The sequence below is a fragment of the Fructobacillus sp. ChS1-6f1-1-27 genome (assembly GCF_059579415.1).
In genome coordinates, this window is record NZ_JCAOER010000001.1 from 94124 (window position 1) to 120558 (window position 26435).

The window sequence follows — 26435 nt, forward strand, 5'->3', positions numbered from 1 at the left end:
AGTTGATTTAAAGGGAAAATGCCAAGAACAATCCAAGAAGACAATCAAGTCCTCGGGACTTTGCAAAATGTGATTTTTCAAGCCAGCGACTCGTACTTTAAGATTTTGTCGGTCCAAGTCGAAGATAATGACTTTGACTGGGATGAAGACGAGTTGATTGTGACGGGGACCTTTGCCTCGGTCAAACCAGGGACGACCTATGCCTTCTTTGGCCAATTGGTGAACCACCCCAAGTATGGCCAGCAGTTTCAGGCTGCCCGGTATGAAAATCAGGTCCCGGCTGATGAAAAAGGTTTGGTGGCTTTCTTTTCTTCTGGCGACTTTACTGGGATTGGGAAAAAGACTGCTGAGAAGATTGTCGACGCTTTGGGAACGGATGCGATTGATTTAATTCTCGCCGATGCTAGTGTTTTGACTGGTTTAGTCAAGCCCAAAGTGGCGGATGAACTGGCTAGTAAATTAAAGGAAAACTTGGGGCTAGAACAGCTCTTTTTGCTGGGACATAAGGTTGGCTTATCAGCCGACTTGGCTGGAAAACTCTACGATTTTTATGGGCAAGAAGCCCAAGATGTCTTACAAAAAGACCCGTACCGGCTGGTTTACGAATTTGACGGTTTGCCTTTTAAAAAGGTTGATGCAATCGCCAGCCAAGCTGGTTTTGCTGCAGATGACCCCGAGCGAATCCAGGCAGGGGTTTATGCCGGCATCCTCGGTGCCTGTTTTTCAGGTGGCCACACTTACTTAGCAGAAGGGGAAGCTAAGGCAGCGGCTAGTCGGGCCTTGGGTGCCGATAGCCAAGCAATGGTGGTTGCGATCGACCAGGCCTTGGAAAACCTAGTCATTAGTAAGCGGTTAGACTACCAGGATGGGACTTATTCTCCGAAAGATTTAGCAGATGCCGAAACTTTGGTTGGAAACCGCTTGACAGAATTACTGGCTGAAAAACCGGCTGTGACGACTGACCGGGCCGCCATTGAAGATGCCTTTGTCGTACCAGCTAATTTGACCCTGGATGATGTTCAAAAAGAGGCTGTGATTAACGCCTTGGAAAACCAGGTCTTTGTCTTGACCGGTGGCCCTGGAACGGGAAAGACGACTGTTACAAAGACTTTAGTTGCTTCCTGGGAAGCCTTGGTTCGCCGGCAAGCAACCACGGACAAGAAAGACCAGGAGTGGGTCAAGCAAAACCGGGTCCGCCTGGCTTCGCCAACTGGCCGAGCCGCCAAACGGATGACAGAAATTACGGGTTATGAGGCAACCACTATCCACCGCTTGCTTGGCATTTCAGAAGGCGACGATGCTGAATTTGACGCTGATAACCCCTTGAGTGGGGGCCTTTTGATTATCGATGAGGCATCGATGCTGGATATTTCTTTAGCAGCAGCCTTGTTCCAAGCTTTGCCAAAGGGAATTCACCTAGTGTTGGTGGGGGACGCCGACCAATTACCATCGGTTGGTCCCGGCAATGTTTTATTTGACTTGATTCAAAGTGGCCAAGTCCCACACGTTTCATTGCAGCGGATTTACCGGCAAGGCAAAGGGTCGAGTATTTCGGCCTTGGCTAAGGCAGTCAATGCCGGGTCACTGCCAGCAGACTTTCAGGAGAACCAGGCTGACCGGTCAACTTTTTTAGTTAATGCTGACCAGGTGCCAAAGGCAGTTGTCCAAGTGATTCGATCAGCTGTCAAAAAAGGTTTTACAGCTGATCAAGTCCAGGTCCTAGCACCGATGTATAAGACACCGGCTGGGGTTTTAGCTTTAAACCAAGCAGCGCAAAACCTATTTAATCCAAGTAAACCGGGTGAAAAGACTTTGCAACAGGGGGACACCACTTTCCGCTTGGGTGATAAAGTCTTGCAGCTCGAAAATGATTCAGAGCGTGATATTTACAATGGCGACATGGGGAAAGTCACGGCGATTTACTATAAAAAAGACCCGGGTGTTTCTGCTGATTCACTGGTGGTCGACTTTGACGGCCAGGAAGTTTGGTATACCTCAAAGACACTGAACCAGTTGAACCTAGCCTATGCGACGACGATTCATAAGGCTCAGGGAAATGAATTTAAGCTGGTTATCTTAGTTTTGACGGGCCAATTTAAGATTATGCTCAACCAGAACCTGGTTTATACGGCAATCACGCGGGCCAAGGAGGCCCTAGTGATGGTCGGGGACTACAGTGCTTATGATTACGCTGCTACCCACTCAGTGCCGGTTCGACAGACCCGGTTGCAATCAATGCTTGGCCTAGGTGGTACTGCTAGTCGGGTAAAAGAACCCGCCCATGAACCGGTGACCGATGGAACTTTAGTGGTCGACCAGGACCCAGACTTTGGCCTAACTGACCAAAAAATTGCCAATACTGACCAAGTTGAGTTGACCGGTGTTATCGACCAAGCAAGTGGTGAGGCTAAAAAAATAGCCAATCAAGAAGCACAAGTCGACCAAGCGGGCGCCAATGGTGCCAATCCTAAGCCAACTGCCGTAAAGTCAGCTAACCAGCCGACTAAGGTTACCGGCTTAACCGCTGAGAACTTAGACCAAGCGATGGCCAATCCGTTGATCGGTGTTTCTGAAATGTCACCCTATGATTTTATGCCAGAAAAGCCATAAATCTTGTATAATATAAGCAAGAAAGTTATTTTAAATTTGAAAATAATGCTACTGATTTGGAGAACTTATGACTGCCAATCCAAAGTACCGTCTCTTTGACCTGGGAACCAACTCAGAGTTAACGGCGGCGATTGCTAAACATTTGAAAACACCGGTCGCTCCGGTTGATGTCAAGACTTTTGCGGATAACGAAATCTATGAACGAATTGTCGATTCGGTCCGTGGAATTGATGTTTACGTGGTTTCGCCGATTTCTGACCCGGTCAATGAAAACTTTATCAAATTAATGATTTTCATCGATGCCGCTAAAAGAACTTCGGCTAAGTCAATTAACGTCATTATTCCTTATCTTGGTTACGCCCGGTCAGACCGCAAGACTCGGTCACGTGAACCAATTGTGGCCCGGCTAATGGCGGACCTATTGGAAAGCCAAGGAATTAAGCGGGTGATGACGATGGACTTGCACACTAGCCAAGTCCAAGGGTTCTTTGATATCCCAGTTGACCACCTGATCGCCATGCCGGTTCAAGCCAAGTATTACGAAGAACGAGGATTGACTGGTTCTGACGTTGTGGTGGTGGCCTCAGGGGCTTCTACTTTGAAGCTGGTGCAGCGCTTAGCCGAAGTCTTAAACGCCCAGTGGGCGATTGTTGACCAGGACCGTGACCCTAATAAGGAAGCCACGGTGACGGGAAAGGTCGAAGGCAAACACGCAATTATTGTGGCCGATATTATTGATACTGGTAAAGCGATGATGAAGGCGGCGACTGCCGTTAAAAAGGCTGGGGCAACGGCGATTGATGCTTTGGCTACCCACGGGGTTTTGTCTGGGGATGCTCCCCAGAAGTTGCAAGATTCTGACTTAGACAAGGTGATCGTCACGGATACGGTGCCGATTCCAACAGAAAAGCGCTTTGAAAAACTGGAAGTGATTACGGTTGCCCGGCTCTTTGCCGAAGGAATCGCCCAAGTGATTGCTCATAAGTCAATGGCCAAGGTCTTGCTAAGCCCTGACCAGCGTGAGGAATAAGAATGGTTGAGTTGGATTTAACAGCAATCACATCACCAGAGTGGTCACCAACTGATAATGGTTTTTGGACTTCACAGTATGGGGCTTACCTGGCATTTGCCGGTTCTCAGGCCGGGGACTTAACGCTCAGCTTTTTGGATAATTACCCTGACCTAGTTTTCACCCTGACTGTTGATGGCCAAGACCGCGAGCAAATTCAAGGACATGGCAAAGAATTGGTTGTGAGCCTACCGGCTGGGAAGCACCGCTATCAGCTAACCCTTGACCAGTGGGCGACCGGTCAGGTTGCCTTTTGGCAAAACGGGTTAATATTGACGGGTGCAACTTTTACGGATGAAGGAGCTTTGCAGCCAATTCTACCAGCCTACCAGACGGTTGCAGAGGCCAAGGCGAACCAGGAGGTCCCATACCTGACCTTTGTCGGTGACTCAATTGTCGCCGGGGAAGCCATGACCGGGGCTAACCATGACCACCACCGTCCCAGTCAGTCTTTTCCAGTCTTGGTTGGTCAGGTTTTCAACCGGCCAGTCAACCGGATTGCTTATGGTGGGACAGGGTTGACCTTCCGAGCGCCTTTCCAAGAGCCAAAAGCCGTTGATGCTTTGTGGCAGGCTGGGCCAAATATTGTTCGCCGGGCCGTTTGGACCGATAAGGTCGTCGTCGCTTATGGCATTAACGATGCCAACTATGGGGCCAGTGACCAGGAATTTGCCTTTGGTTTACGCGTTTACTTGCTTGAATTAGTTAAGCACTTTCACGGTGCTCATTTTTACTTACTAACACCTTGGAATGGCAAGTTTGCCGATATTGTGGCAGCTGAGGTTCAACGTTTCGATAACTTTACCTTAGTTGAAGCCGACCAGTGGAAAATTGCCACTCGGCCACACCACCCTGACTTTGCAGCCCATTTAGCAATCGCTAAGCACTTAGTTAACATAATGGAGGAATGACAATGGTTTACCAAGCAGCAGAAGATCGATACGAAAAGTTACCTTACCGCCGGGTCTCTGATTCCGGTTTGATTGTGCCCGCCGTTTCTTTTGGATTATGGCGGAACTTGGGTGACCAAATGCCTTTGGAAAATTCTCGTAAAGTCATTTTAAAGGCCTTTGACCAGGGAATCTTTTCATTTGATAATGCCTTTAACTATGGTCCTAATAACGGGACAGCCGAGGAGACTTTTGGCCAAGTTTATAAGTCGGACTTGAAGCCTTACCGGAATGAATTGGTGATTACGACTAAGGCTGGTTATCACATGTGGCCTGGCCCACTAGGTGAGTTTTCTGGCCGGAAGACTTTGATTAACGCCTTGGATACTTCTTTGCAAAAGATGAACTTGGACTACGTTGATATCTTCTATGCCCACCGTTTTGACCCCAATACGAACTTGGAAGAAACGGCCCGGGCCTTGGATACCCTGGTCAAGCAGGGCAAAGCCTTGTACGTTGGGGTGTCAAACTACACCGCTGAACAAACTAAGGCCATCGCTGAAATCTTTAAGGATTTGGGGACGCCATTTATTGGAAACCAAGTTTCTTATAACATGTTAAACCAGCAGGAAAAAAATTCTGGTTTACTGGATGTCTTAGATGAGCACCATGCTGGTCTCTTTGCTTACGGTCCATTGGCGGAAGGCTTGTTGACAGACCGCTACTTAGACGGCATTCCAGCCGATTTCCCAATTCACAAGACCAATGGATTCTTGTTTGAAAAGGGTGGCGATGCTTTGGCAGCTAAGCTGCGCGCTTTGAATGACATGGCAAAAAGCCGGAACCAAACTTTGAGTCAAATGTCTTTGGCTTGGCTGTTGCAAGACAAGCGGGTTGCTTCGGTTGTGATTGGCACTTCTTCAGTTGACCACTTGATGGACAACTTGGAATTTACCAAGAACTTAGACTTCTCAGCAGATGAGTTGGCTATGATTGAAAAAATTATTAATGACTAAACAAAAAAGGACCGGAAGGTCCTTTTTTTGTTGTTAATTTAGTTTGCTTAGAAATTTTGACTCTGCTAAAGAGTTTGGTGATGAGCCGAGGTCGTCAATCGGTATTGGCCGACCTAGCCTTTGATAGTAGTCGACCCAATGAGGCAGGATGGTGCCATTGGGTCCAAAGGATAATGGCCCCTCTGTAAAGACTTGTTCCTTAGCAAAGGCGTAAGTCACTAGCTGTGAGCAGTAAAAGCCAGGACCATTTTGAAAGAAACCGTCGTTGTAGGGTTGACCAAGTTGGCTAGTAGCCCGGTCGACGATGGCCTGGGAATTTTTCAATGGTGACTTGACTCGGTAATAGTCAATCAGCCCCTGGTGGTCTTGCTGGAAGTCAGCCAGGGACCGCTTTTGGACACCAACTTCTAAGCAGGCTTCTAGAACGTTGGCTTGACCGTCAGATTCAAAAGCGATGATGGCAACGTGGGCGTAACCTAGCTGACTGGTGGTACCAGTACTTTGGTCAATCGCCTGGTCAAGGGGCTTTGGACCTGCTTGAACGAAGGCCAAGTCGGCTGTTTTTAAGTTGAACGCTTTCGTGTTTTCCATAGTCTTAGGATAGCAAATTTATTGGATAAAGAGTGAGAAAGTCGGCTTTTTAAGATTTTACTAGCCGAAACTAATTTTTTCCTGTAAAATTTTATTGTTATCCTCTAAGTTTTGGTGCAGTCAAAACTTAAGAAGAGTGGAGTTTATCATGGAAAAAAAGTTAACTTGGAAGCAGACCTTACTCCTGTTTTCCCTTATATTCGGAATGTTTTTTGGATCGGGAAACCTGATTTTCCCAGTCTATCTCGGCCAAATTGCTGGTGGCCATTGGACAATGGCCACCATTGGTTTTTTGCTGAGTTCAGTCTTAGTACCGTTGCTCGCCTTAGTCGCCTTGGCGGTTACTCGGTCAGAATCAGTTTTTGATTTGATCCGTCCGTTGGGACACAAGCCAGCTACTTGGTTCTTAGTAGCCCTGCAATTAGTCCTGGGACCAACTATCGTGGCGCCTAGAACGGCGACGGTTGCCTATTCTTTCTCATTTGCCAATTGGCTACCAAAAGGCCAGCAACAACTAGGCCTCGTGATTTTTGCTTTGATCTACTTCTTGGCAGTTTACTGGGCCTCAACTCAGTCAACTAAACTATTGGATATTATTGGTCGGTACTTGAACCCAATCTTCTTGGCGATGATGGCTTTGATTTTTGTCTTAGCGTTGATTCACCCGATGGGTTCAACCCACCAAGCAGTGACAACGGCGTACCAGCATAACGCCTTTGCCCCAGCTTTTATCGAGGGTTATAACACGGTCGATGCCTTGGCCGCCTTGATTTTTGGGGTGACGATTGTCCATGCTATTCAAAAGTTGGGCTACCAAAAGCCGGGCCAAATCGCCTCTGTCATTGTTAAAACGGGGATTTTATCCATGGCGGTCTTGGCGGTTATCTATGTTGGCCTAATCTGGCTGGGAGCGACCTCGTTGGCCCATACCGGTGTGTCAGCCAACGGGGCGGAAGCCTTAACGGTGGTCGTGACCTACTTCCTTGGTACTTTTGGCCAGTATTTCTTGGCTGTTATGGGAACGGTGGCGGTCTTCACGACAGCGATGGGGCTCTCGGCTTCCTTTGCCCGGGACTTGAACCGCGTCCAACCTAAGTTGTCTTATAAGGCTTGGCTGGCCTTTGCCAGCACTTTGGCCTTTTTGATGGCCACGCTGGGGTTAGATAAGATTATCGTTTGGGCAACGCCAATTTTAATGTTCTTATACCCAATTGCAATTGTCTTGGTTATCTTAAGCCTCTTGTCACCTTGGCTTGGCCAAGGTCGGTACCTTTATAGTTGGACGGTTGGTCTGACCCTGATTGCGGCTGTCTTTGATGGTTTGTCGAATGCCCCCTTTGCTAAGGACTTGCATGGCTTAGTGTCTTATACACTAGCCAACGGGGATATCCATACTGGCTGGTACCAGGCTCACTTCTTTGGTGCGAGTGCTGGTTTTGGTTGGTTAGTGCCAGCAGCAGTTGGCTTGGTCCTTGGTTTAATTTGCCAGAAGATTTTTACTAAAAATGATTAATATAAAAGGCGGTTACTTTCTAGTAGCCGCCTTTTTTGCTGTCAACTTTTGCCAAATAAAAAATTCTAGGGCAAAGTGCCTTAGAATTTTTAGTCGATTAAGCTTCGATTTCGTTTAAGATCCGGTAAGCCAGTGATTCTGACATAACCAAATCCGTCAAGAAAGTCCCGCGCAAAGCGCCGATGGTAGCCTTAGCCTTAGCCTTTGACCGAACAACCCCAATTCGCTTAGGAGTTGAAAGGATGGAATTCATGCCCAACCCAACCGTCTTATCAGAGTCTTCGTTTAGAAGCTGACCGTTAATGTCATAAGGGCGGCCATAAATCATCCCGGCCACTTCGCCAAGTTTAACGTTTGGAAAGAGACGGTTGATATTTTGGTTCCAGATGCTGATTGATTCAAGGGAAGCAATGGTACCAAGGCCAGTTAAGATAGTATCCATTTGCTTGGCCAAGTCCAAGGTTTGCTTGATGGAAACAGCTTCGTACAAACCGTTACGGACGTCATCGTTTGATAGGTACAAAGGTGCTGGCAAAGTCAAGAACTCACCGGCGACCTTCTTAGCAGCCCGTTCAACGATTCGAACAGAACCAGCAGTGGAATTGTACTTCATGTTTTCACCAACAAACTGGGTGAACTTGACTTGGTCCAATGGGTTTGATGTGATGGCATCAATCAGGGAATACATCGTATCACCCCAGGTCATTCCAACCACGTGTGGACCATTTTCCAAGTGCTTGACCACGATGTTAGCAGCATAGTTGGACAAGATGTCTTCAGTAGCACTAGTGGTGGTGTCGTCTTGGATAATGTAGCAAGTCGTATCAGGGAACTTTTCCTTAAAGACTTGTTCTAACTGTGAGTTCCGACTAGCGGTTGAATTAATTTCAATCTTAACAATCCCAGTCTTAACTGCTTCCGTTAGGTACTTGTTAATCAAGTAGCGGGAAACGTTGTACTTGGTTGAAATGTCACCAAAAGATAACTTATTGAGGTAGTAATCTTCTGAGATTTGCGCCAAGAGGGTTGGATCTGTTGCGGGCATAACATTTTTTCCTTTTCTGCTAAAATTTAATATTTATTTAATCTGACCCCTAAAATTGAGATTCGGTAGAAATCATTAAGTAAAGTGTACTACAAAATTCTAGTTTTTTACAATCAACCTGGAATATTTTTTAAAAACAATACCAGTTAAAAGATATTAAAACATTTTAAATATTGAAAAATAGACAAAAATGAATGTATTTTATAAAAATATAAACGATTTTTCTTTACTTTTAAGATTGAAAATTTTACAATAAAGGCAAGAAAATCGCATTGGAGGAAAACAGATGGTCGATATGGACGAAGTCTTTGCAGAGCACGAAGACCACCAAGGGGTTCTCGAACTGAAAGGAACCCTACCAATTAAAGATTCGGTTGACCTGGCCAAGGCTTACACGCCTGGTGTTGCAGGGTTAGCTAAAAAAATTGAACAAAACCCTGCTGATAAGGGCAAATACACAGTTTCAGGTAAGTTAATTCCAGTCATTACCGATGGGTCGGCTGTCTTGGGCTTAGGCGATATTGGCCCGGGGGCTGGTTTGCCGATTGTGGAAGGGAAAGCTTTGATTTATAAGGAACTGGCTGATGTGAATGCCATCCCAATGGCCTTTAACCAGGGCAGCGTGGCGGACTTTGTTCAAGCTGTTAAAACGATTGCCCCTTCCTTTGCAGGAATTCACTTGGAAGATATTGCTGCACCAAAGGTTTTTGAAATTGAGAAACGCCTGCAAGAAGAGTTAGAGATACCGGTTTACCATGATGACCAGACCGGGACGGCGATTGTCGTTTTGGCTGGGTTGATGAATGCGGCCAAGGTTGTTGGCAAAAAGTTGACTGACTTGAAGGTCGTGGTGAATGGGATTGGTGCTTCTGGAGTCGCCACGGCTAAGTTACTCTTGGCGGCGGGTATTAAAAATCAAACTCTAGTTGATATCCATGGGGTTGTCCGGCCCGATGATAAACGTTATAACTCGTTCCAGCAAGATTTGGCGGCTGCTGTTAACCAGGCAAGGGGCGAGAGCCTGGCAGAAGTGATTCAGGGCCAAGATGTCTTTATCGGCCTATCTGATAAGAAAGTTTTGACCACTGCAGATGTGGCCAAGATGGCGACTGACCCAATTATTTTTGCCTTGGCTAACCCAGTGCCAGAAATTATGCCAGATGATGCTCATGCTGGTGGGGCTGCGGTGGTAGCAACTGGTTCTTCCCAGTGGGCTAACCAGGTGAATAACATCTTGGTTTTTCCCGGGTTATTCAAGGGGTTATTGGCTTCTGGCTTGAAAAAAGTTGACATTGACCTACAAATTGAAGTAGCCCAAGCCTTAGCTGACCTAGTGGCCTCAGTCCGAGCAGATAAAGTTGTCCCCGCCGTCTTTGATGATGGGGTTGTCAAGGCTGTCACCCGTGCGGTGGAAAAATACGCAAGGAACCGCCAAGCATGACAGACCGGGTTCGAGATATTTTTTTAGCCAATCCAATTAGTAAGGCCCAGTGGCAGGACTTTTTGGTAGGTCATGGGATTACCACTTTTAATGAAAGTGAACTGACCCAGATTGATCAAACAATTGGCCTTTATGACGACCAAGGCGCCCTAGTTGGGACGGGGTCATTGGCTGGTCAAATTTTAAAGTACTTAGCGGTTGAAAAGGGTGGCGAGAATTCAGGCAGCCGGTTTAACCAATTAGTTTCAGAATTACAAAGCCGTCTGGCTCAGGCGGGCGACTTTCATTCCTTTGTGTTTACAAAGGCGAGTTACCAAGCAAGCTTTGAACAAGTCGGTTACCATTTACTGGCCCAAACTGACCAGGCGGTCGTCTTAGAACAGGGGAGCCCGAACGTTCAAGATTTTTTGGCGGGGTTGCCAAAACCTTCAGCTAGAGAAATCAATCAGGGTAGCTCGGTAGCTAGTTTGGTCTTAAATGCCAACCCTTTTACCAGGGGACACCGCTACTTAGTTGAACAGGCTGCTAAAGAAAACGACCTTGTTTATCTTTTTGTGGTTAGCCAGGATGTCTCCTTATTTTCGGCGGCTGACCGGTTGAATTTGGTTAAGGCTGGAACAGCAGACTTGAAGAATGTGGTCGTTGCTAGTGGTGGGCCTTATATGGTTTCTTACCTATCATTTCCGGCTTACTTTATTAAAGATCAAGACCAGACTGTCCAGTACCAAACCCAGTTGGATGCCGATTTGTTTAAAAAACAGATTGCCAAACCACTTGGGATTACCAGCCGGTATTTGGGAACGGAACCAAAATCTAAGACAACTAACCGCTATAACCAAACGTTAACGACTGTTTTGGAACCAGAGGTCCAGGTGAAAATTGTGAATCGGTTAGTCAGCCAAGAAAGTCAAAGGGCTGTTAGTGCCACTGATGTAAGAGAGGCGATTGGACAAGGAGATTTGGACCGGGTAAACGACCTGGTGCCTGAGACGACGTTGGCTTTTATCCAAAAACATTTTGAAGAATTGCAGAAAAAAGTTTTGAAAGGAAGTACAAACCATGGAAATTAAGCAAACGGCCTTAGCTGGTACGCTCGAATCTTCCGATGTACAAATTATGTTAACAAAGGGCAATAATGGGGTGACCTTTGACTTGGTTTCAGATGTGGCCAAGCAATTTGGCGACCAAATTAAGGCGACCATCCAAGCAGTGTTAAATGACTACCACATCGACCAAGTTCAGGTGAAAGTGGTCGACCAGGGCGCTTTGGACCCCGTTATTAAGGCCCGGGCCATTACGGCTTGCCAACGGGCTTTGAACTTGGCTGACACACCACAGTGGGAGGTGCTTTAATGGCAACAGCGGAACGGTTACGGCGGACAATGATGTTTGTGCCTGGTAATAACCCCGGCTTGATTAAGGATGCCGGGATTTACGGGGCTGATTCAATCATGTTTGACCTGGAAGACGCAGTTTCAATTACTGAAAAGGATTCTGCCCGGTACTTGGTCTATGAGGCACTCAACCATTTGGACTATGGCGATGCAGAGTTGGTTGTTCGAATCAACGGCTTGGACACGCCCTTTTACGAAAATGATATTAAGGCGATGGTGAAAGCTGGTATCGATGTGATCCGTTTACCAAAGGCTGAATCGGCTGATATGGTTCAAAAACTAGAAGGCTTAGTGGAACAAGCCGAAAAGGACTTCGATAAAGAAGTTGGTTCGACGCACTTGATGGCAGCCATTGAATCTGCTAAGGGTGTGGTCAACGCCTACCAAATTGCCTCAGCTTCTGACCGGATGATTGGGATTGCCTTATCAGCCGAAGACTATACAACGGATATGAAGACCCACCGCTACCCGGACGGCCAAGAACTGCTATACGCCCGCAACGTGATTTTACACGCTGCTCGAGCAGCAGGGATTGCGGCCTTTGACACGGTCTTTACGAATTTGGATGACGAGGAAGGCTTTACCCGCGAAACAAAGTTGGTCCACCAGCTCGGTTTTGACGGCAAGTCTGTCATTAACCCCCGGCAGATTCCACTGGTTAACGCTGTTTACCAGCCAAGTCAGGCGGAAATTTTAAACGCTCAAAACGTGATGGCAGCAATTGAAGCGGCCAAAAAGAAGGGGTCTGGTGTGATTGCGATGAATGGTCAAATGGTTGACCGTCCGGTAGTTCTCCGGGCAGAGCGAGTGATGAAGCTAGCCAAAGCCAACCACCTAGTCGATGAGGAGGGCAATTACCTTGAAAAATAAAGTGAAGCGCGAAATTCCAGACCAAATTTTGCAAGACTATGACTACCAAGGCTTCCAATCGGTTGACTTTGGTAATCCAGAAATTGACCGAGTAGCTCCAAAGGTGACGGCTCAAACTGGTCCTTCTAAGGTCGTGGAATCGATTGAAAAGGTTGTGAAAGAGACAGTGCAAGATGGGATGACGATTTCCTTCCACCACCACTTCCGTGAGGGGGACTTTGTCTTCAACGCCGTGATGCGGGCCATTATCGATGCCGGTTACCAAAACTTGTCGTTAGCACCTTCATCTTTGACGAACGTCATGAATGATATTGTCGTCGAGGCCATTCAAAAGGGAACGGTGACGAATATCACCTCTTCCGGGATGCGTGGAACTTTGGGAGATGCTATTTCTCACGGGGCGTTGAAGAACCCGGTGATTTTCCGGTCACATGGTAACCGGGCCCGAGCAATTGAAACCGGGGCAATCAAAATCGATGTGGCCTTTTTGGGGGTACCGAACGCCGATGAAATGGGTAACGCCAATGGAATGAATGGCGAAACTGCCTTTGGGTCGCTGGGTTATGCCTTGATGGATGCTCAGTATGCCGATAAGTTGGTCTTACTGACCGATGACTTGAAGCCTTATCCAAATACGCCGGCCTCAATCAAACAGACTCAGGTGGACTATGTGGTCAAAATGGATAAAGTCGGTGACCCGGATAAGATTGGCTCAGGGGCAACCCGGTTTACTAAAGACCCGAAGGAACTGCAGATTGCTAAGATGGTCAATACGGTCATTACCCATTCACCTTACTTTCAGGATGGCTTTTCTTTCCAAACCGGTTCTGGTGGAGCCGCTTTGGCGGTGACTCGATTCTTGCGGCGGTCGATGATTGAGCAAAAAATCAAGGCTTCATTTGCCCTTGGAGGAATTACTAAGCCAACGACTGACTTACTGGAAGAAGGTCTGGTTGATAAGGTGATGGACGTCCAAGACTTTGATAAGGGCGCTGCCTTTTCGATGAAGAAAAACCCGAACCAGCAAGAAATCGATGCTTCCTGGTATGCTGATGCTGCCAACAAGGGGGCAATGGTCGACAAGCTTGATGTCGCAATCTTATCAGCCCTTGAAATCGATACGGACTTTAATGTTAATGTCATGTCGGGATCGGATGGCGTTATCCGTGGCGCCATTGGTGGACACCAGGATGCAGCCACTGCCAAATTAACGATTATCTCGGCCCCATTAGTTCGGGGCCGGATTGCAACGGTTGTGCCAAAGGTAACCACTGTGATTACACCGGGTGATTCCATTGACGTCTTGGTGACTGAAGTTGGGATTGCGGTTAATTCAAAGCGGACGGACTTGGTTGATTTGCTGAAGAAGGTTCCAGGATTACCAATTTACTCAATTGAAGAATTGCAGCACCGAGCTGAAAAATTGGTTGGTACACCAAAGCCACTGGAATTTACGGACCGAGTCGTGGCATTGGCGGAGTACCGCGATGGGACTTTAATCGACGTTATTAAGGAAGTCAAAGACTAGGTTTTGAAACGCAAAAGACGGGCAATTCCGTCTTTTTTGTTTAGAAAAGATACTTTCAAAAGCTCAGCTTTGGTACACTAAAGAAAATAAACGAATGGTAGAAAAATGCTAGCAGACTTATTACAGGGCGGACAAAAGGTTGACTTAGACCAAGTCTTGGCTAACCGGGAATGGCGGGCTAACTTGCAAGGCCAGTTGGAAAACCGCTATGCAAAAGCGACGATTGTCGCAGTGAAATTAAATATTCCTGGCGATATTAAGAATTCACCTGCAATCCAGCAAATTTTTCGAGCGGGCTGGCAGGAATTAAAGGCTCGGTTGAATTTGGCAGGTCAAAGCCCTGAAAAAATCTCCTTAGAGTTCGAACGGTCAACCGGTCCTGAAGGCTTTTTGGTCCTTTCGGCTGATCAGGGTGCGGTCAAAGAACTAACGATTGGCTTGGAAGATGATTTCTTCCTTGGACGACTCTTTGATTGCGATGTGATGCAAAAGGCTGGGGAAGGCTACCAGCTTTCCCGCCAAGACTTGGGTTATCCTACCCGGCAGTGCTTAGTTTGTGACCGTCCTGCTAAAGCCTGTGCTAAGGAAGGCCGGCACCAACAGATTGAAGTCTTACAAGCGGTGGCTGGCCTGTACCAGGCTTATTTTGTAACCGACCCGGTTTTACCAGCCCGGGTAATTGAAGACCTAGCTGACTTAGCGGTTTATTCCGCCATTACCGAGGCCAACCTGGCACCAAAACCTGGCCTGGTTGACCCGGTTACCCCTGGGGCCCACCGGGATATGACGGTCGAAACTTTAACGGCCTCCGCCTTGGCTTTGCGGCCCTACTTTATCGAAGTCACCCAAGCAGGCCGTGCTTTTAACGGGGGAAAACTAACAGATTTGTTTGGAATTATCCGCCCCTTGGGAGTCCAGGCTGAAAAACGAATGTTTGCTGTTACTGACGGGGTCAACACCCATAAGGGAATGGTCTTTACGATGGGGATTTTATTGGCGGCTTACGGCTACCTGACTAAAAATGGTCAATCGATTAAAGTGAGTGACTTGCAAGTAACCATTCAGAAAATGACCGCTGACCTTCTAGACGACTTCGACCAAGAAAATACTGACCAAGGCCAAACCGCCGGGCAAGACCAATATAACCGGTTCAAATTAACAGGCGTTCGTGGTGAGGCAGTCGCAGGGGTGCCAGCCCTATTCCAAGTTGGCTTACCAACCCTGCAAAAGGAGCAGGGGACCCAAACCAATCGCCTCTTAGATACCTTGATGGCTCTTGGTAAAAATATCCAAGATTCAACCTTGATTAAGCGAGCAGGTAACTTGGAAGTGCTCGCCTGGTTTCAAGAAAAGGTCCAATCTTTTGAAAAGTTGGGCGGTGCCAAGACGAAAGCGGGTCGGCAATTCTTAGTTGATTTAGACCAAGAAATGACTGCTAAAAACTTGAGTATTGGTGGTGCTGCCGATTACTTAATTCTCACAATTTTCTTGGGTAAAATGACCGGGCTGATTTGAACAGATAGATTGATATTAAAGGAGCAAAAATGGCAACTTTTCAAACAAGTGATGGGGTGACCATCGCTTATACTGATCGACCAGCCAACCGGACTGGTGGTCCAACAATTCTCTTGGTTGCTGGCTTTTCTGGTATCCAAGCCGAATGGTCTTACCAAGTTCCAGGACTGTTAGACCGGGGCTTTCGGGTGGTCACGATGGACTGGCGGTCACACGGCCAGTCAGAACGAACAGATAAGAACCTCCGGGTAACTCGGTTAGCAGCGGACTTGCACGAACTCATTATCCGATTAGACTTGCAAGACTTGATCTTAGTCGGCCATTCGATGGGTGGGTCAACTATTTGGGCTTACTTATCGCTTTTTGGCCAAGACCGGCTGAAAAAATTGGTGATTGTGGATGAAAGCCCAAAGCTCTTAAATGACGACCGGTGGACAGCCGGTATCCGTAATTTGACTTGGGAGACCTTCCACCAAGTGGCACCAGACTTCATCCACCACCGGCTAACGGCTAGCCCGGTTGCCGAAGATTTCAAGGCGGAACTGAAAAAGGATAAGGTTAAAAATCCCTTTAACTTTGACTTGGCTTACCCACTTTTAGTTGACCACCTCTTGTCCGACTGGCGGCAAAACTTGGCTGACTGTACCTTACCCACCTTGTTTGTAGCTGGTGGCGCTTCGCCGTTGTGCAAAATCGGCTACTATCAGGACTTTTCCAACTTACTAAATGATCAATCAGACCTAATTGTTATACAAAAGGCTGGTCATTTGCCTCATTTGGAATTACCAGAAGGATTTAATCAATCGTTTTTTAAATTTATTAGTTAAATTACTAATTTTCTGTGTTAAAATAATTGTAGTGAAATAATGCACAATTTATTTAATGCAGGAGATTGTAGATGCGTAAGAAAACGAAACCCAAGTTGGGTCTTAGTTTCTTTTCGAATTTCGAAAGCAAGCTAAGAATTGTTGGCATTGGCGGGGGAGCCTTTTCGGTGATGGCCTTGGTCCTCGTCTTAGTTGTGGGTTTGAATATTTTGCCCGATAATATGGCCGGGGCCATCTTAGTGATGGGACTCCTTGGCGGTTTGCTCTACTACTTAGGGGCCAACCTGCCGGTCGTGAAAACTTACTTAGGCGGCGGTTCCGTCTTTACCACGGTTGGAGCGGCGTTGTTAGTGACTGCTGGGCTGGTACCGGCTAGCACGGTTAGCACAGTCAAACACTTTTTGTCTGGCAGTAACTTTTTAGAGTTTTACATCGTTTCTTTGATTGTTTCGGCGATTTTAAAGATGGACCGGGGACTGTTGTTAAAATCAACGGTCCGGTTCTTGCCGGTAGCCTTTTTGACCATGGCAGTCACTTTTGTAGTGGTGGGCTTGGTTGGTGAACTCCTCGGGATTGGCTTTGGCCATACAGCACTCTTTATCGCCTTTCCGATGATGGCCGGTGGAGTTGGAGCCGGCATTGTCCCGCTCTCGACAATCTATAGTCCGGTGCTCGGACAGCCGGCGGGAACCATTCTTTCCCAGCTTTTTCCACCATTAGTCCTATCCAACCTGTTGGCGATTATCTTGGCTGGCTTAATCGTTAAAAATACTAGCAAATCGAAGTGGAATGGTCAGGGATCCTTGCTCAGACAAGGTAAAGTTACCCAGGACCAAGCTGGTCAGACGAAGGACCAAGTATTCCAGTCCAACCGCTTGTTAGTTGGAATGCTAGTTTCTCTTAGTTTTTACATGGTGGGGCTTTTAGGCCACTACCTCGTTCCAGCCATCAATTCCTTTGCCTGCTTGATCTTAGTTGCCGTCTTAGCTAAGGCCTTTAACCTGGTACCAGCATATTATGAAGAGGCAGCGGTGACCTTTGGTCAATTAATTGTCCAAACGATGACTAAGGCTCTCCTGGCTGGTGTTGGTCTAGCCTTATTAGACCTCAGTGCTCTAATGGCGACATTAACCTGGCAACTGACGGTCTGTGTCCTGGTCTCGGTAACTTCGATGACCTTGGTCGCGGGTTACCTAGGAAAGGTCTTTGGCCTCTACCCGGTTGAAGCAGCCGTGACCGCTGGTTTGGTTAACAATTCGATGGGTGGGACTGGTAATGTGGCCGTCTTGTCAGCAGCTGATCGGATGAACCTAATTGCCTTTGCCCAGATGGGCAACCGGATTGGTGGCGCCATTATTTTAGTGGTAGCAGGCTTTTCAATTTTTTTTCTTATATTAGAATAAAACGGAGTAAGCAAGAATATTGCTTACTTTTTTCTTTGCAAAGGACTTACAGATAAAATAAAAATAAAAAAGCTGGCATTTATTGTTTGCTTTTTTTGGCATTGGTGTTACAATACTAAAGTTGCTTTGCAAAAAGGAGATAATAATGTCTGAAGATACACAGGCGTCACAAAACGCCGGATTCTTTTCAAAGATTGAAGAAAAACTCCAAGTGACAGGTCTAGGAGGGGTAGCATTTTTCTTGATGCTCTTACTCTTGGTTGCCATCTTGAGCTTGAATGCGTTGCCAAATAACATTGCTGGTGCAATGTTTGCTTTGGTTATCCTTGGAGGAGTTTTCTTCTTCGTAGGAAATAACACGCCAATTCTTAAGTCTTACCTAGGTGGGGGTTCTGCCCTTGCCGTTGTTGCTGGATCAGCATTGACTGCCATGGGCGTTGTCCCAGCACCTGCTGTTACTAGCATCCGGACTTTCATTTCAAACGATAACTTCTTGGAATTCTACATCGTGGCTTTGATTTGCTCAGCCATCTTGAAGATGGACCGGGACTTGTTGTTGAAGTCAGCTGTTCGTTTCTTGCCAGTTGCTTTTGGTGCCATGATCATTTCATTTATCGTGGTTTCATTGGTTGGTATGGGACTTGGATTCTCATTCAAGCACGCCGCTTTGTACGTGGCCTTCCCAATGATGGCTGGTGGAATTGGGGCCGGAATCGTGCCACTTTCTGCTAGTTATGCTTCAGCCCTTCACCAATCAGCCGGAAACATTTTGAACGAATTGTTCCCAGCTGTTGTTATCGCTAACTTGTTGGCCATCATCGGCTCATCATTGTTGGTTAAGTTCACCACTAAGTCAAAGATGAACGGTCAAGGTGAATTGTTGAAGAACACTGAAGGAATGGAAATCAAGGAATACAAGGCACCTGCCATGAACAACCGTCAATTGTTGAACGGTATGATGGTTGCTTTGTCATTTTACATCATGGGAACGATGTTGAACCATTTTGTTCCTAAGATCAACGCCTTTGCTTTCATGATCTTGTTGGTTATCTTGGCTAAGGCCTTCAACTTGGTTCCTAAGTTCTACGAAGATTCAGCTGCTATGTTTGGTGGTATGATTACTTCAGCTACTACGCCTGCTTTGTTGGCTGGTATCGGACTTGCCCTTGTTGATATGAACAAGTTGCTCCAAACTGTCACATGGCAGTTGGTTGTCTGCTCACTTGTTTCTGTTATTACGATCGGTATTGCTGGTGGTTTGCTTGGTAAGCTCTTTGGCTTGTACCCAGTTGAATCAGCGGTTTCAGCCGGTATGATTAACAACTCAATGGGTGGAACTGGTAACGTTGCTGTTTTGTCAGCTTCTAACCGGATGGGCTTGATTGCCTTTGCCCAAATGGGTAACCGAATCGGTGGTGCGATTATCTTGATTCTTGGTGGAATCTTGATCACTGTTATCCACTAATTCAAAAATTAAATTTTGCTTTGTTGGCGCTCTCAGAAATGGGGGCGTTTTTGTTGTCTAAGAACTGGTGTCATCGAGGCCAAATTCTTTGACAAAAAGGTCAATCCTCCTTTATAATTTTAGGTAGCATAGTATTGGGTGAAAGTGCGGACAAATAACTTGTCCAAGACCAAGGAGGGGTATGGCAGAGCGGATTCCACAAAGTCTAATCGATGAAGTCCGAGCCAAGACCAACTTGGTCGACTTAGTCCAAGAATATACCCAACTGGTCAAGCGGGGCCGGGAGTGGAATGGGTCTTGTCCCTTTCACGAAGACCGGCGCCCGTCACTGTTCGTCGATGACAAGAAACAGGTCTTTCACTGTTTTTCTTGTGGCCGGTCTGGGACCGCTTTTTCATTTATCATGGAAAAAGAGGGCTATACTTATCCAGAAGCAGTTTTGGCCTTGGCAGAAAGCCTGAATATTACTGGTTTAGACCAGTACCAGGGGCAACCATCGGCCCGCCAGGAAAAGTTCCAAGCAATCTTTGACTTGTATAGTGATGCTGAGCGGCTTTACACCCACATCCTATTAAACACGGTGGCGGGGGAGCAGGCCTTAGAATACTTGCACAATGACCGTCAACTCGATGATGAGACGATTAAGAAGTATGGCTTGGGCTTTGTTCCTAGTAATAACATCTTGTTATCCTATGCCAAGGACCACAACCTAAGTGACCAGCTCTTACAAGATAGTCAGCTTTTTATCGAACAAGATGGTGAAATCAGTCGGGACCGGTTTAATAACCGGGTTGTTTGGCCGATTAAAGATGAACGAGGACAGACCCGAGGCTTTTCTGGCCGGTCACTTGATCCGGATAATCCGGCCAAGTACATGAATTCGCCAGAAAGCGAGTTTTTCAACAAGGGACACTTGCTTTATAACTTCGACCAGGCGAAACCGGCCATTCGGGCTGGTCAGCCCGCGATGATTTTTGAAGGCTTTATGGATGTGATCTCGGCGGCGATGGCTGGTGCCACTGGAGCTGTTGCAACGATGGGAACCGCTCTAACCGAGAACCATGTCCAGCAATTAGCCAAGCTAACCGACCGGATTTTACTAGTTTACGATGGTGATGCCGCTGGGCAAAAGGCCGCAAAGCGGTCGATTCCACTAATCCGCCACCAGGCCCCCCAAGTTGAAATTGGGGTGATTTCCTTAGCGGATAACCGTGACCCCGATGAGGTTCGTCGCGAACAGGGGCTGGACGTCTTGAAGCAGGACTTAGACCAGGGGATTTTAACCCCAACGGAGTTCTTAATTCAGGCTGCTAAGAATGGCAAAAACCTGCAAAATCAGTCCCAGTACCTCGACTTCTTAAACGAAGTTTGGCCAATCTTGGACCAGGCCCGGCCGGTTGAACAAGACCACTTCTTGAAGCGGTTTAGCGAAGACTATGACTCTGACTTGGCTGCCTTAAAGGCCGAATTTTCGGATTACCAGCAAAGCCACCAGGGACAGCCGGCTGGCCAAGATTTTGACCAGGACTTTGGTGGTCCGGTTGGCTTTGACCCAGGACCAGTACAAGTTGCACCGAATTATCAGGTCAACCAAAGCTCAGCCGAGTTAGCAGACCACCTTGGTTCTGATACTTCTCAGGTTGAAAAAGCAGAGCAGGGCTTGCTGATGGCGATGATTAAGTCACCGGCGATGCTCGACTATGTCAAAGGCAAGCCAAACTTTGCCTTTGTTCACCCGGAGTACCAGCTTTTGATGATGTTGGTCGAAGCTTACCTTGGTCAAAACCAAGGAAACTTCCAACTGGCAGCTTTCTTAGACTTTGTTAATAAGCCAGAATTGAACCAAAAAATGATGGCAATTGACCGAGAATTTGGTACACTAGAAGTCCAGCAAGATGCCGTTAACGATTACTTGCAGGTAATCTTAGAAGACGCACCCTACCAGAGTAAAATTGACCAACTTAACCAAAAAATCAGTTTGGCTAAGGCCCAACATGATGACCAGTCTTTAATTCAATTGACGACTGAGTTGATTAATTTGAAGAAAGAACATTCCCAAAATAGGAGATAAAATGGCAAAAATTTCAAGTTCAAGTAAAATTTCTGAAATTAAAGCTTACCTTGATGAGCAAAACATTGCTTACCATGGTCGGGCTCGCAAGGCTGAATTGTTGGCTTTGGCTGAAGGCAAAACGCCCGAAGAAGCAGCTGAAATTGCCAAGCAACCTGTTAAAAAGCCAGCGAAGAAGTCTGGCCCAATTAAGTCAGCTGCCTATGATAAGGCTGTCCGCGAATTAATCAAGGACTTTAAAAAGGCTGGCCAAATTAAATATTCTGAATTGTCTGAAAAAATTGCAGAACCATTCCGTTTGGATACTGAAAACATCGAACGGTTGATGGAAAAGGTGGAAGATGCCGGAATCTCAATCGTTGACGAATCTGGTGAACCAGCTCCTGAAGTTTTGAAGGCTAAGCAAAACAAGCCTTCTAAGGAAGAATTGGATAACGCTGAAGATACTGCTGGCATTAAGATTAATGACCCCGTCCGGATGTACTTGAAGGAAATCGGTCGTGTTAACCTTTTGAAGGGTGACGAAGAAATCGAAATTTCAAAGCGGATTGAAGCTGGTGATGAAGAAGCCAAGCAAGAATTGGCGGAAGCCAACTTGCGTTTGGTCGTTTCAATTGCCAAGCGCTATGTCGGCCGTGGCATGCAGTTCTTGGATTTGATCCAAGAAGGAAACATGGGCTTGATGAAGGCCGTTGATAAGTTTGACTACACCAAGGGATTTAAGTTCTCAACTTATGCAACTTGGTGGATTCGTCAGGCGATTACACGTGCGATTGCTGATCAAGCCCGGACTATCCGTGTCCCAGTCCACATGGTCGAAACAATTAACAAGTTGATTCGAATCCAACGGCAGTTGCTCCAGGACTTGGGCCGTGAACCAATCCCTGAAGAAATTGGGGCTGAAATGGATTTGACGGCTGAAAAGGTCCGTGAAATCTTGAAGATTGCTCAAGAACCAGTTTCTTTGGAAACACCAATTGGTGAAGAAGATGACTCACACTTGGGTGACTTTATCGAAGATAACGAAGCCATCTCACCAGCCGACTCAGCGGCCTATGAAATGCTTCGTGACCAACTCGAATCCGTCTTGGATACGTTGACTGACCGGGAAGAAAACGTTTTGCGTTTGCGCTTTGGTCTTGAAGACGGCAAGACGCGGACTTTGGAAGAAGTTGGTCGGGTCTTTGGGGTTACCCGTGAACGGATTCGTCAAATCGAAGCGAAAGCCTTGCGTAAGCTCCGCCACCCATCACGGTCAAAGCACTTGAAGGACTTTATGGATGAAGGCTGAGCCGACTCCATGGTCTGGTGTAAGCCAATTTAATTTGCACCACTAATTTTCCGGTTTAAGCCGGAATTTTTTATGTTTGCTAAAAGCAAAAAGGCTTTTAAGTAGGCACCATTTTAATCAAAAAGCGGTTCATCAACCATCCCGCTTTAACAAAACTAGGAGTACTCATGAATAATATTGAAAATAGCCGGGCATCAAAGGCCCAAAACTTGACCTTAACGGCAGTAGTGGCTGCCTTGTATGCCGTTATCACGATGATGGTGGCACCGATTGGCTTTGGCCCCGTTCAACTCCGGTTGTCAGAAGGGTTAAACCACTTGGCCGCTTGGAACAAGCGCTATGTGGTCGCTTTGGGACTTGGGGTTTTAATTGCCAACCTAATTTCACCATTGGGTTGGATTGACTGGGTCTTTGGAACTTTGGGAACGATGATTATGACCGCGATTACCTACCTGTTAACTCGCAAGGTTAAAAGTCCACTCATCAAGATCATCATTTCTTCAGTGGTTGTTTTGACGATTGGAATGGCCATTTTGGCAGCGGAATTCACCTTTGCCTTTGCCATTCACGCCCATGGATCCTTCGCCCCTGATCACCCGGCTTCGCTTTTGGCTAATTTTGGTGCTTATTATGTCTCACTAGTGCCAGGTGAATTCGTTTCACTTTTGGTAGGTGGCCTCGTTGTTTACGCCTTGGCCAAGGTTTTGGACTTAAGTAAGTAAGATGATTGAACAAGACTATCACAATCAACGTGTTTTAATAACCGGTGCCGCTTCAGGCATCGGTTTTTGTCAAATGCAGGCCTATCTCGCAGCCGGTGCAGAAGTCTTAGCCGTTGACCAGGCTATTATTGACTACCAAGATAAAAACCTGACGACCATGATCGTTGACTTAGCCGACCAGGAGGCCTTGACGGCCTTGGCGGCTAAAGTGGGAGACTTGCCCGCCTTTGATATCTTTTTGAGCACAGCCGGGATCTTAGACGGGTTTCAACCGCTGTTAGAAGAATCAGTTGAAGAAATTAATCAGGTCTTAGCTACTAACTTGCAGCCAGCCATTATTTTGACTAAAGCCCTGTTGCCAAAGATGGTTGCTGCCGGTGGCGGTAAAATTGTCTACATGGCTTCATTAGCCGGCCTCCAGGCCGGTGGCGGGGGTGCTGCCTATACAGTCGCTAAACATGGTCTGGTTGGTTTGACCAAGCAGGTTGCCTTTGACTATTCCAAGGATAATATCCAGGTCAATGCGATTGCACCAGGAGCCATCCAAACGCCGATGAATGCTGCTGACTTTGAAAACGGTGGCGAAATGGCCGCTCAGGTGGCGGTCCAAACCCCAGTCAAGCGCTGGGCGAAACCAGAAGAAGTTGCGGATTTGACGATGTATTTGACGAGTCCACAGGCCACTTATTTAGCTGGAACGGTGGTCCCAATTGATGGCGGCTGGTCATTAGGTCACTAAAAATTAATTTGTTAAATTTAGCCCATTCGTTTGAAACGGATGGGCTGTTTGTTTTAAACTAGACCTAGTCGAAAGAAAAGGAAGGATTGTTTGATGGAAAATAAGATTTTGCAAGAAACAACAACGCTCGCTAACGGAGTAGAGATGCCTGTCTTTGGCCTGGGAGTCTGGAAGTCATCGAACAAGGAAGCGGCTGAATCCGTCCAAACTGCTATTAAAAACGGTTATCGCTTAATTGACACTGCCAAGCAATATGGTAATCAAACCGGGGTGGGTTATGGTATCCAACAGGCTTTGAAGGATAACAATTTAAACCGTAAGGACCTCTTTATTACCACTAAGATTTTTAACGGTGACCAGGGTTATGATTCGACTTTGACTGCTTTTGAAGAACAACTAAAGGAACTTCGTTTAACTTATTTGGACTTGATTTTGGTCCACTGGCCTGTGGATGGCAAGTATGTTGATACTTGGCACGCTTTGGAAAAGTTGTACCACGAGGGGAAGGTCCGGGCAATTGGAATTTCAAACTTTAACCAAGAAAAAATTGAAGAAATCTTGGCTGAAGGAACGGTGATGCCACAAGTTAACCAGATGGAATTTAACCCCTTGGTCCAAGAAGCTGACCTCTTCCCATACATGAACGGGATTGGGATGGCAATGGAAGCCTGGGGACCTCTTGGCGGTGGGGAAGCCTTGTCAAATAAGGCTATCCAAAAGATTGCGGATGCCCACCAAAAGTCGACTGCTCAAGTAATTTTGCGCTTTGACTACCAAATGGGTGCCATCACGATTCCAAAGTCAGCCCATGAAGAACGAATCGTTGCGAACAGCCAAATTGACGACTTTGCTTTAACTGATGAAGAGATGAACGCTATCAAGGATTTGAACCAGGAAAAGCGCAGTATCTGGTACCCAGCCTTTGCCTGGCACAAGGGTAGTGAAGAAACTGGTGTTAAAGACGAAGTTTCAGCCTGGGATGACGTTAGCGAATATATGCTAAAAGAAGTCCGCTGATTTAAAAGGGAGGCGCGATGGATCGACAGAAGTACATTGAAGCCTTAAAATACGAGTCAGCTGATATGGTGATGGGGTCGATTATGTCGGAGGTTGGTTTTCCAACTATCCCTAAGATTGGTGATGCCTGTGACATTGCCAACCAAACGGATAACCGTCACGACTTGGACCTGATTGACCGCTACCAGCCGATGTTTTATAACTATGAAGACCACCGGTTGGTCAACCGCCAAGATGTTTTGGAGTTGCTTGACCGATTGGTTCAGTTATCATAAAGAAAAACCGCTACTAAAAATGCTAGTAGCGGTTTTTCTGTTCTTCTTTAAAGTTGGTTCAGTGAGTTTTGTAGGGCTGGGCTATAGATTTTTGGCGTTTGGGCCAAGTCAGCTACCTTTTTTGCCCCAAGGGCAGTCATTAACATTGGCAAGGCCTGCTGCCAACTGTGGACTTCCTTTTCCAAACCGGTAATCCCACTCTCCATTAAGACTTGAAGGAAGTGACCGGCAGAGGAGGTCATGTCAGCCCCTAAGGCCAAGGCGGTTACGACATCATTGACGGATTGGATGCCACCTGTGGCAATGACTTTAGGCTTTGACCGGTTTAGAGATGGACTATTGATGAGGCCGGCTGTTTCAGCAGCTAGTAAGGCTTCCACCGTACTTAAGCCAAAGTGCGAAAGGTCGAGTGAATTTTCTTGGTCCCGGTCCCGTCGTTGTTCGATTTGGGCAAAGTTAGTCCCGTTACCACCACCAAGGTTAATGGCGGCTGGCTTTAGTTCGGCAATTTGCTGAACCAAGTCTGGTCCCATGCCAAAACCAACTTCTTTGATTATCACTGGGACTGGGCTTTTAGCAATCACGGTCGCTAAGTTATCGAGCCAGTAAAACTTACGGTCACCTTCGGCCATGGCTAGTTCCTGTCCAACGTTAATATGAAGCTCAATCGCGTTGGCCTCAATCATGTCAACGGCATCACGGACGTTTTCGATTGGGTGGTCGGCACCCAGGTTAGCAAACAAAAAGCCGTTGGGGTGGTTTTGGCGGACAACCCGGTAAGAATCAGCCAGGCTAGCGTCCTTTAAGGCAACTGACTGTGAGCCAACTGCCATGGCTAGGTTGGTCTTAGCAGCGACCAGGGCCAAGCTGGCATTGACCTTCTTACCCGAATCAGACCCGCCGGTCATCGCTTCAAAGTAAAAGGGCCAGTCAAAGTGTTCACCCAAGGCCATAACGCCAGTGTCGACTTCGTCAACTGCCAGGTCCTTGAGTGCCCCTGGGACAAAGCGAACGTCTTGGAAACCGGGCCCAACTTGCAGGTTTTCCTGGTCTTTCCAAAACTTAGTTGCCAAGGATAAATGTTCATTTTTACGGTTTGAGTGTTGGTCGGACATTTTTTCTTCCTGCTTTTAGTTTTACATA

At 46.8% G+C, this 26435-nt stretch carries 23 protein-coding genes; 20 read left to right on the plus strand and 3 right to left on the minus strand.

The window, feature by feature from the left end; translation table 11 throughout:
• Positions 1-18: 18 nt before the first annotated feature.
• The 4 genes from recD2 to AC5162_RS00510 all read left to right on the plus strand — a co-directional run bounded on the left by recD2 (position 19) and on the right by AC5162_RS00510 (position 5585).
• Complete coding sequence (gene recD2 / locus AC5162_RS00495; protein WP_496533307.1) at positions 19-2610, plus strand: SF1B family DNA helicase RecD2; 2592 nt, start codon at positions 19-21, stop codon at positions 2608-2610.
• Between the two features lie 67 nt (positions 2611-2677).
• On the plus strand, positions 2678-3640 hold the full coding sequence (locus tag AC5162_RS00500; protein WP_496533308.1) for a ribose-phosphate diphosphokinase: 963 nt from the start codon (positions 2678-2680) through the stop codon (positions 3638-3640).
• A 2-nt stretch (positions 3641-3642) separates the two neighbouring features.
• Complete coding sequence (locus tag AC5162_RS00505; RefSeq protein WP_496533309.1) at positions 3643-4590, plus strand: SGNH/GDSL hydrolase family protein; 948 nt, start codon at positions 3643-3645, stop codon at positions 4588-4590.
• Between the two features lie 2 nt (positions 4591-4592).
• Positions 4593-5585 (plus strand): aldo/keto reductase, encoded by a 993-nt coding sequence (locus AC5162_RS00510; protein ID WP_496533310.1) that lies wholly within the window; start codon positions 4593-4595, stop codon positions 5583-5585.
• 33 nt (positions 5586-5618) lie between these two features.
• On the opposite strand, the gene AC5162_RS00515 is transcribed toward AC5162_RS00510, so the two are convergent.
• Entirely contained in the window at positions 5619-6176 is a 558-nt protein-coding gene (locus tag AC5162_RS00515; protein WP_496533311.1) for a YiiX/YebB-like N1pC/P60 family cysteine hydrolase, read from the minus strand.
• Positions 6177-6324: 148 nt separating this feature from the next.
• Between AC5162_RS00515 and brnQ the strand changes: the two genes are divergently transcribed.
• Positions 6325-7689 carry a branched-chain amino acid transport system II carrier protein gene (gene brnQ / locus AC5162_RS00520; RefSeq protein ID WP_496533312.1) on the plus strand — a complete coding sequence of 455 codons (1365 nt, stop codon included), beginning with the start codon at positions 6325-6327 and terminating at the stop codon, positions 7687-7689.
• A gap of 97 nt (positions 7690-7786) precedes the next feature.
• Here the strand turns inward: brnQ and AC5162_RS00525 are convergent, their stop codons facing one another.
• On the minus strand, positions 7787-8734 hold the full coding sequence (locus AC5162_RS00525; RefSeq protein WP_496533313.1) for a sugar-binding transcriptional regulator: 948 nt from the start codon (positions 8732-8734) through the stop codon (positions 7787-7789).
• Between the two features lie 286 nt (positions 8735-9020).
• On the opposite strand from AC5162_RS00525, the gene AC5162_RS00530 reads away from it, so the two are divergent.
• From AC5162_RS00530 to AC5162_RS00600, 15 genes are all read left to right on the plus strand, one after another.
• The gene (locus AC5162_RS00530) at positions 9021-10175 is read left to right on the plus strand and encodes an NAD(P)-dependent malic enzyme (protein WP_496533314.1); all 1155 of its coding nucleotides are present in this window, start codon (positions 9021-9023) and stop codon (positions 10173-10175) included.
• Positions 10172-11245 carry a [citrate (pro-3S)-lyase] ligase gene (gene citC, locus AC5162_RS00535; RefSeq protein WP_496533315.1) on the plus strand — a complete coding sequence of 358 codons (1074 nt, stop codon included), beginning with the start codon at positions 10172-10174 and terminating at the stop codon, positions 11243-11245. The genes AC5162_RS00530 and citC overlap by 4 nt, the downstream gene beginning before the upstream one ends.
• Positions 11235-11528 (plus strand): citrate lyase acyl carrier protein, encoded by a 294-nt coding sequence (gene citD / locus AC5162_RS00540; protein WP_496533316.1) that lies wholly within the window; start codon positions 11235-11237, stop codon positions 11526-11528. Before citC ends, citD begins: the two co-directional genes overlap by 11 nt.
• The gene (gene citE / locus AC5162_RS00545) at positions 11528-12439 is read left to right on the plus strand and encodes a citrate (pro-3S)-lyase subunit beta (RefSeq protein WP_496533317.1); all 912 of its coding nucleotides are present in this window, start codon (positions 11528-11530) and stop codon (positions 12437-12439) included. Before citD ends, citE begins: the two co-directional genes overlap by 1 nt.
• Positions 12429-13967 carry a citrate lyase subunit alpha gene (gene citF / locus AC5162_RS00550; RefSeq protein ID WP_496533318.1) on the plus strand — a complete coding sequence of 513 codons (1539 nt, stop codon included), beginning with the start codon at positions 12429-12431 and terminating at the stop codon, positions 13965-13967. Before citE ends, citF begins: the two co-directional genes overlap by 11 nt.
• A 105-nt stretch (positions 13968-14072) precedes the next feature.
• Positions 14073-15482, plus strand: a complete 1410-nt coding sequence (gene citG, locus AC5162_RS00555) for a triphosphoribosyl-dephospho-CoA synthase CitG (protein ID WP_496533319.1) — start codon at positions 14073-14075, stop codon at positions 15480-15482.
• Between the two features lie 29 nt (positions 15483-15511).
• Positions 15512-16309, plus strand: a complete 798-nt coding sequence (locus tag AC5162_RS00560; RefSeq protein ID WP_496533320.1) for an alpha/beta fold hydrolase — start codon at positions 15512-15514, stop codon at positions 16307-16309.
• A gap of 71 nt (positions 16310-16380) precedes the next feature.
• Positions 16381-17712: a 2-hydroxycarboxylate transporter family protein gene (locus tag AC5162_RS00565; protein WP_496533321.1), complete on the plus strand. Its 1332-nt coding sequence runs from the start codon at positions 16381-16383 to the stop codon at positions 17710-17712.
• A gap of 145 nt (positions 17713-17857) precedes the next feature.
• The gene (locus AC5162_RS00570; protein WP_496533322.1) at positions 17858-19177 is read left to right on the plus strand and encodes a 2-hydroxycarboxylate transporter family protein; all 1320 of its coding nucleotides are present in this window, start codon (positions 17858-17860) and stop codon (positions 19175-19177) included.
• Between the two features lie 181 nt (positions 19178-19358).
• Positions 19359-21248 (plus strand): DNA primase, encoded by a 1890-nt coding sequence (gene dnaG / locus AC5162_RS00575; RefSeq protein WP_496533323.1) that lies wholly within the window; start codon positions 19359-19361, stop codon positions 21246-21248.
• 1 nt (position 21249) lies between these two features.
• Positions 21250-22539, plus strand: a complete 1290-nt coding sequence (rpoD, locus tag AC5162_RS00580) for an RNA polymerase sigma factor RpoD (protein ID WP_496533324.1) — start codon at positions 21250-21252, stop codon at positions 22537-22539.
• Positions 22540-22706: 167 nt separating this feature from the next.
• Positions 22707-23261: a QueT transporter family protein gene (locus AC5162_RS00585; RefSeq protein WP_496533325.1), complete on the plus strand. Its 555-nt coding sequence runs from the start codon at positions 22707-22709 to the stop codon at positions 23259-23261.
• A gap of 1 nt (position 23262) precedes the next feature.
• On the plus strand, positions 23263-24000 hold the full coding sequence (locus AC5162_RS00590; RefSeq protein ID WP_496533326.1) for a 3-oxoacyl-ACP reductase: 738 nt from the start codon (positions 23263-23265) through the stop codon (positions 23998-24000).
• 93 nt (positions 24001-24093) lie between these two features.
• Positions 24094-25017: an aldo/keto reductase gene (locus tag AC5162_RS00595; RefSeq protein ID WP_496533327.1), complete on the plus strand. Its 924-nt coding sequence runs from the start codon at positions 24094-24096 to the stop codon at positions 25015-25017.
• A gap of 17 nt (positions 25018-25034) precedes the next feature.
• Positions 25035-25292: a hypothetical protein gene (locus tag AC5162_RS00600; RefSeq protein ID WP_496533328.1), complete on the plus strand. Its 258-nt coding sequence runs from the start codon at positions 25035-25037 to the stop codon at positions 25290-25292.
• Positions 25293-25339: 47 nt separating this feature from the next.
• On the opposite strand, the gene fni is transcribed toward AC5162_RS00600, so the two are convergent.
• Positions 25340-26407 (minus strand): type 2 isopentenyl-diphosphate Delta-isomerase, encoded by a 1068-nt coding sequence (fni, locus tag AC5162_RS00605; RefSeq protein WP_496533329.1) that lies wholly within the window; start codon positions 26405-26407, stop codon positions 25340-25342.
• Positions 26408-26435: the final 28 nt, after the last annotated feature.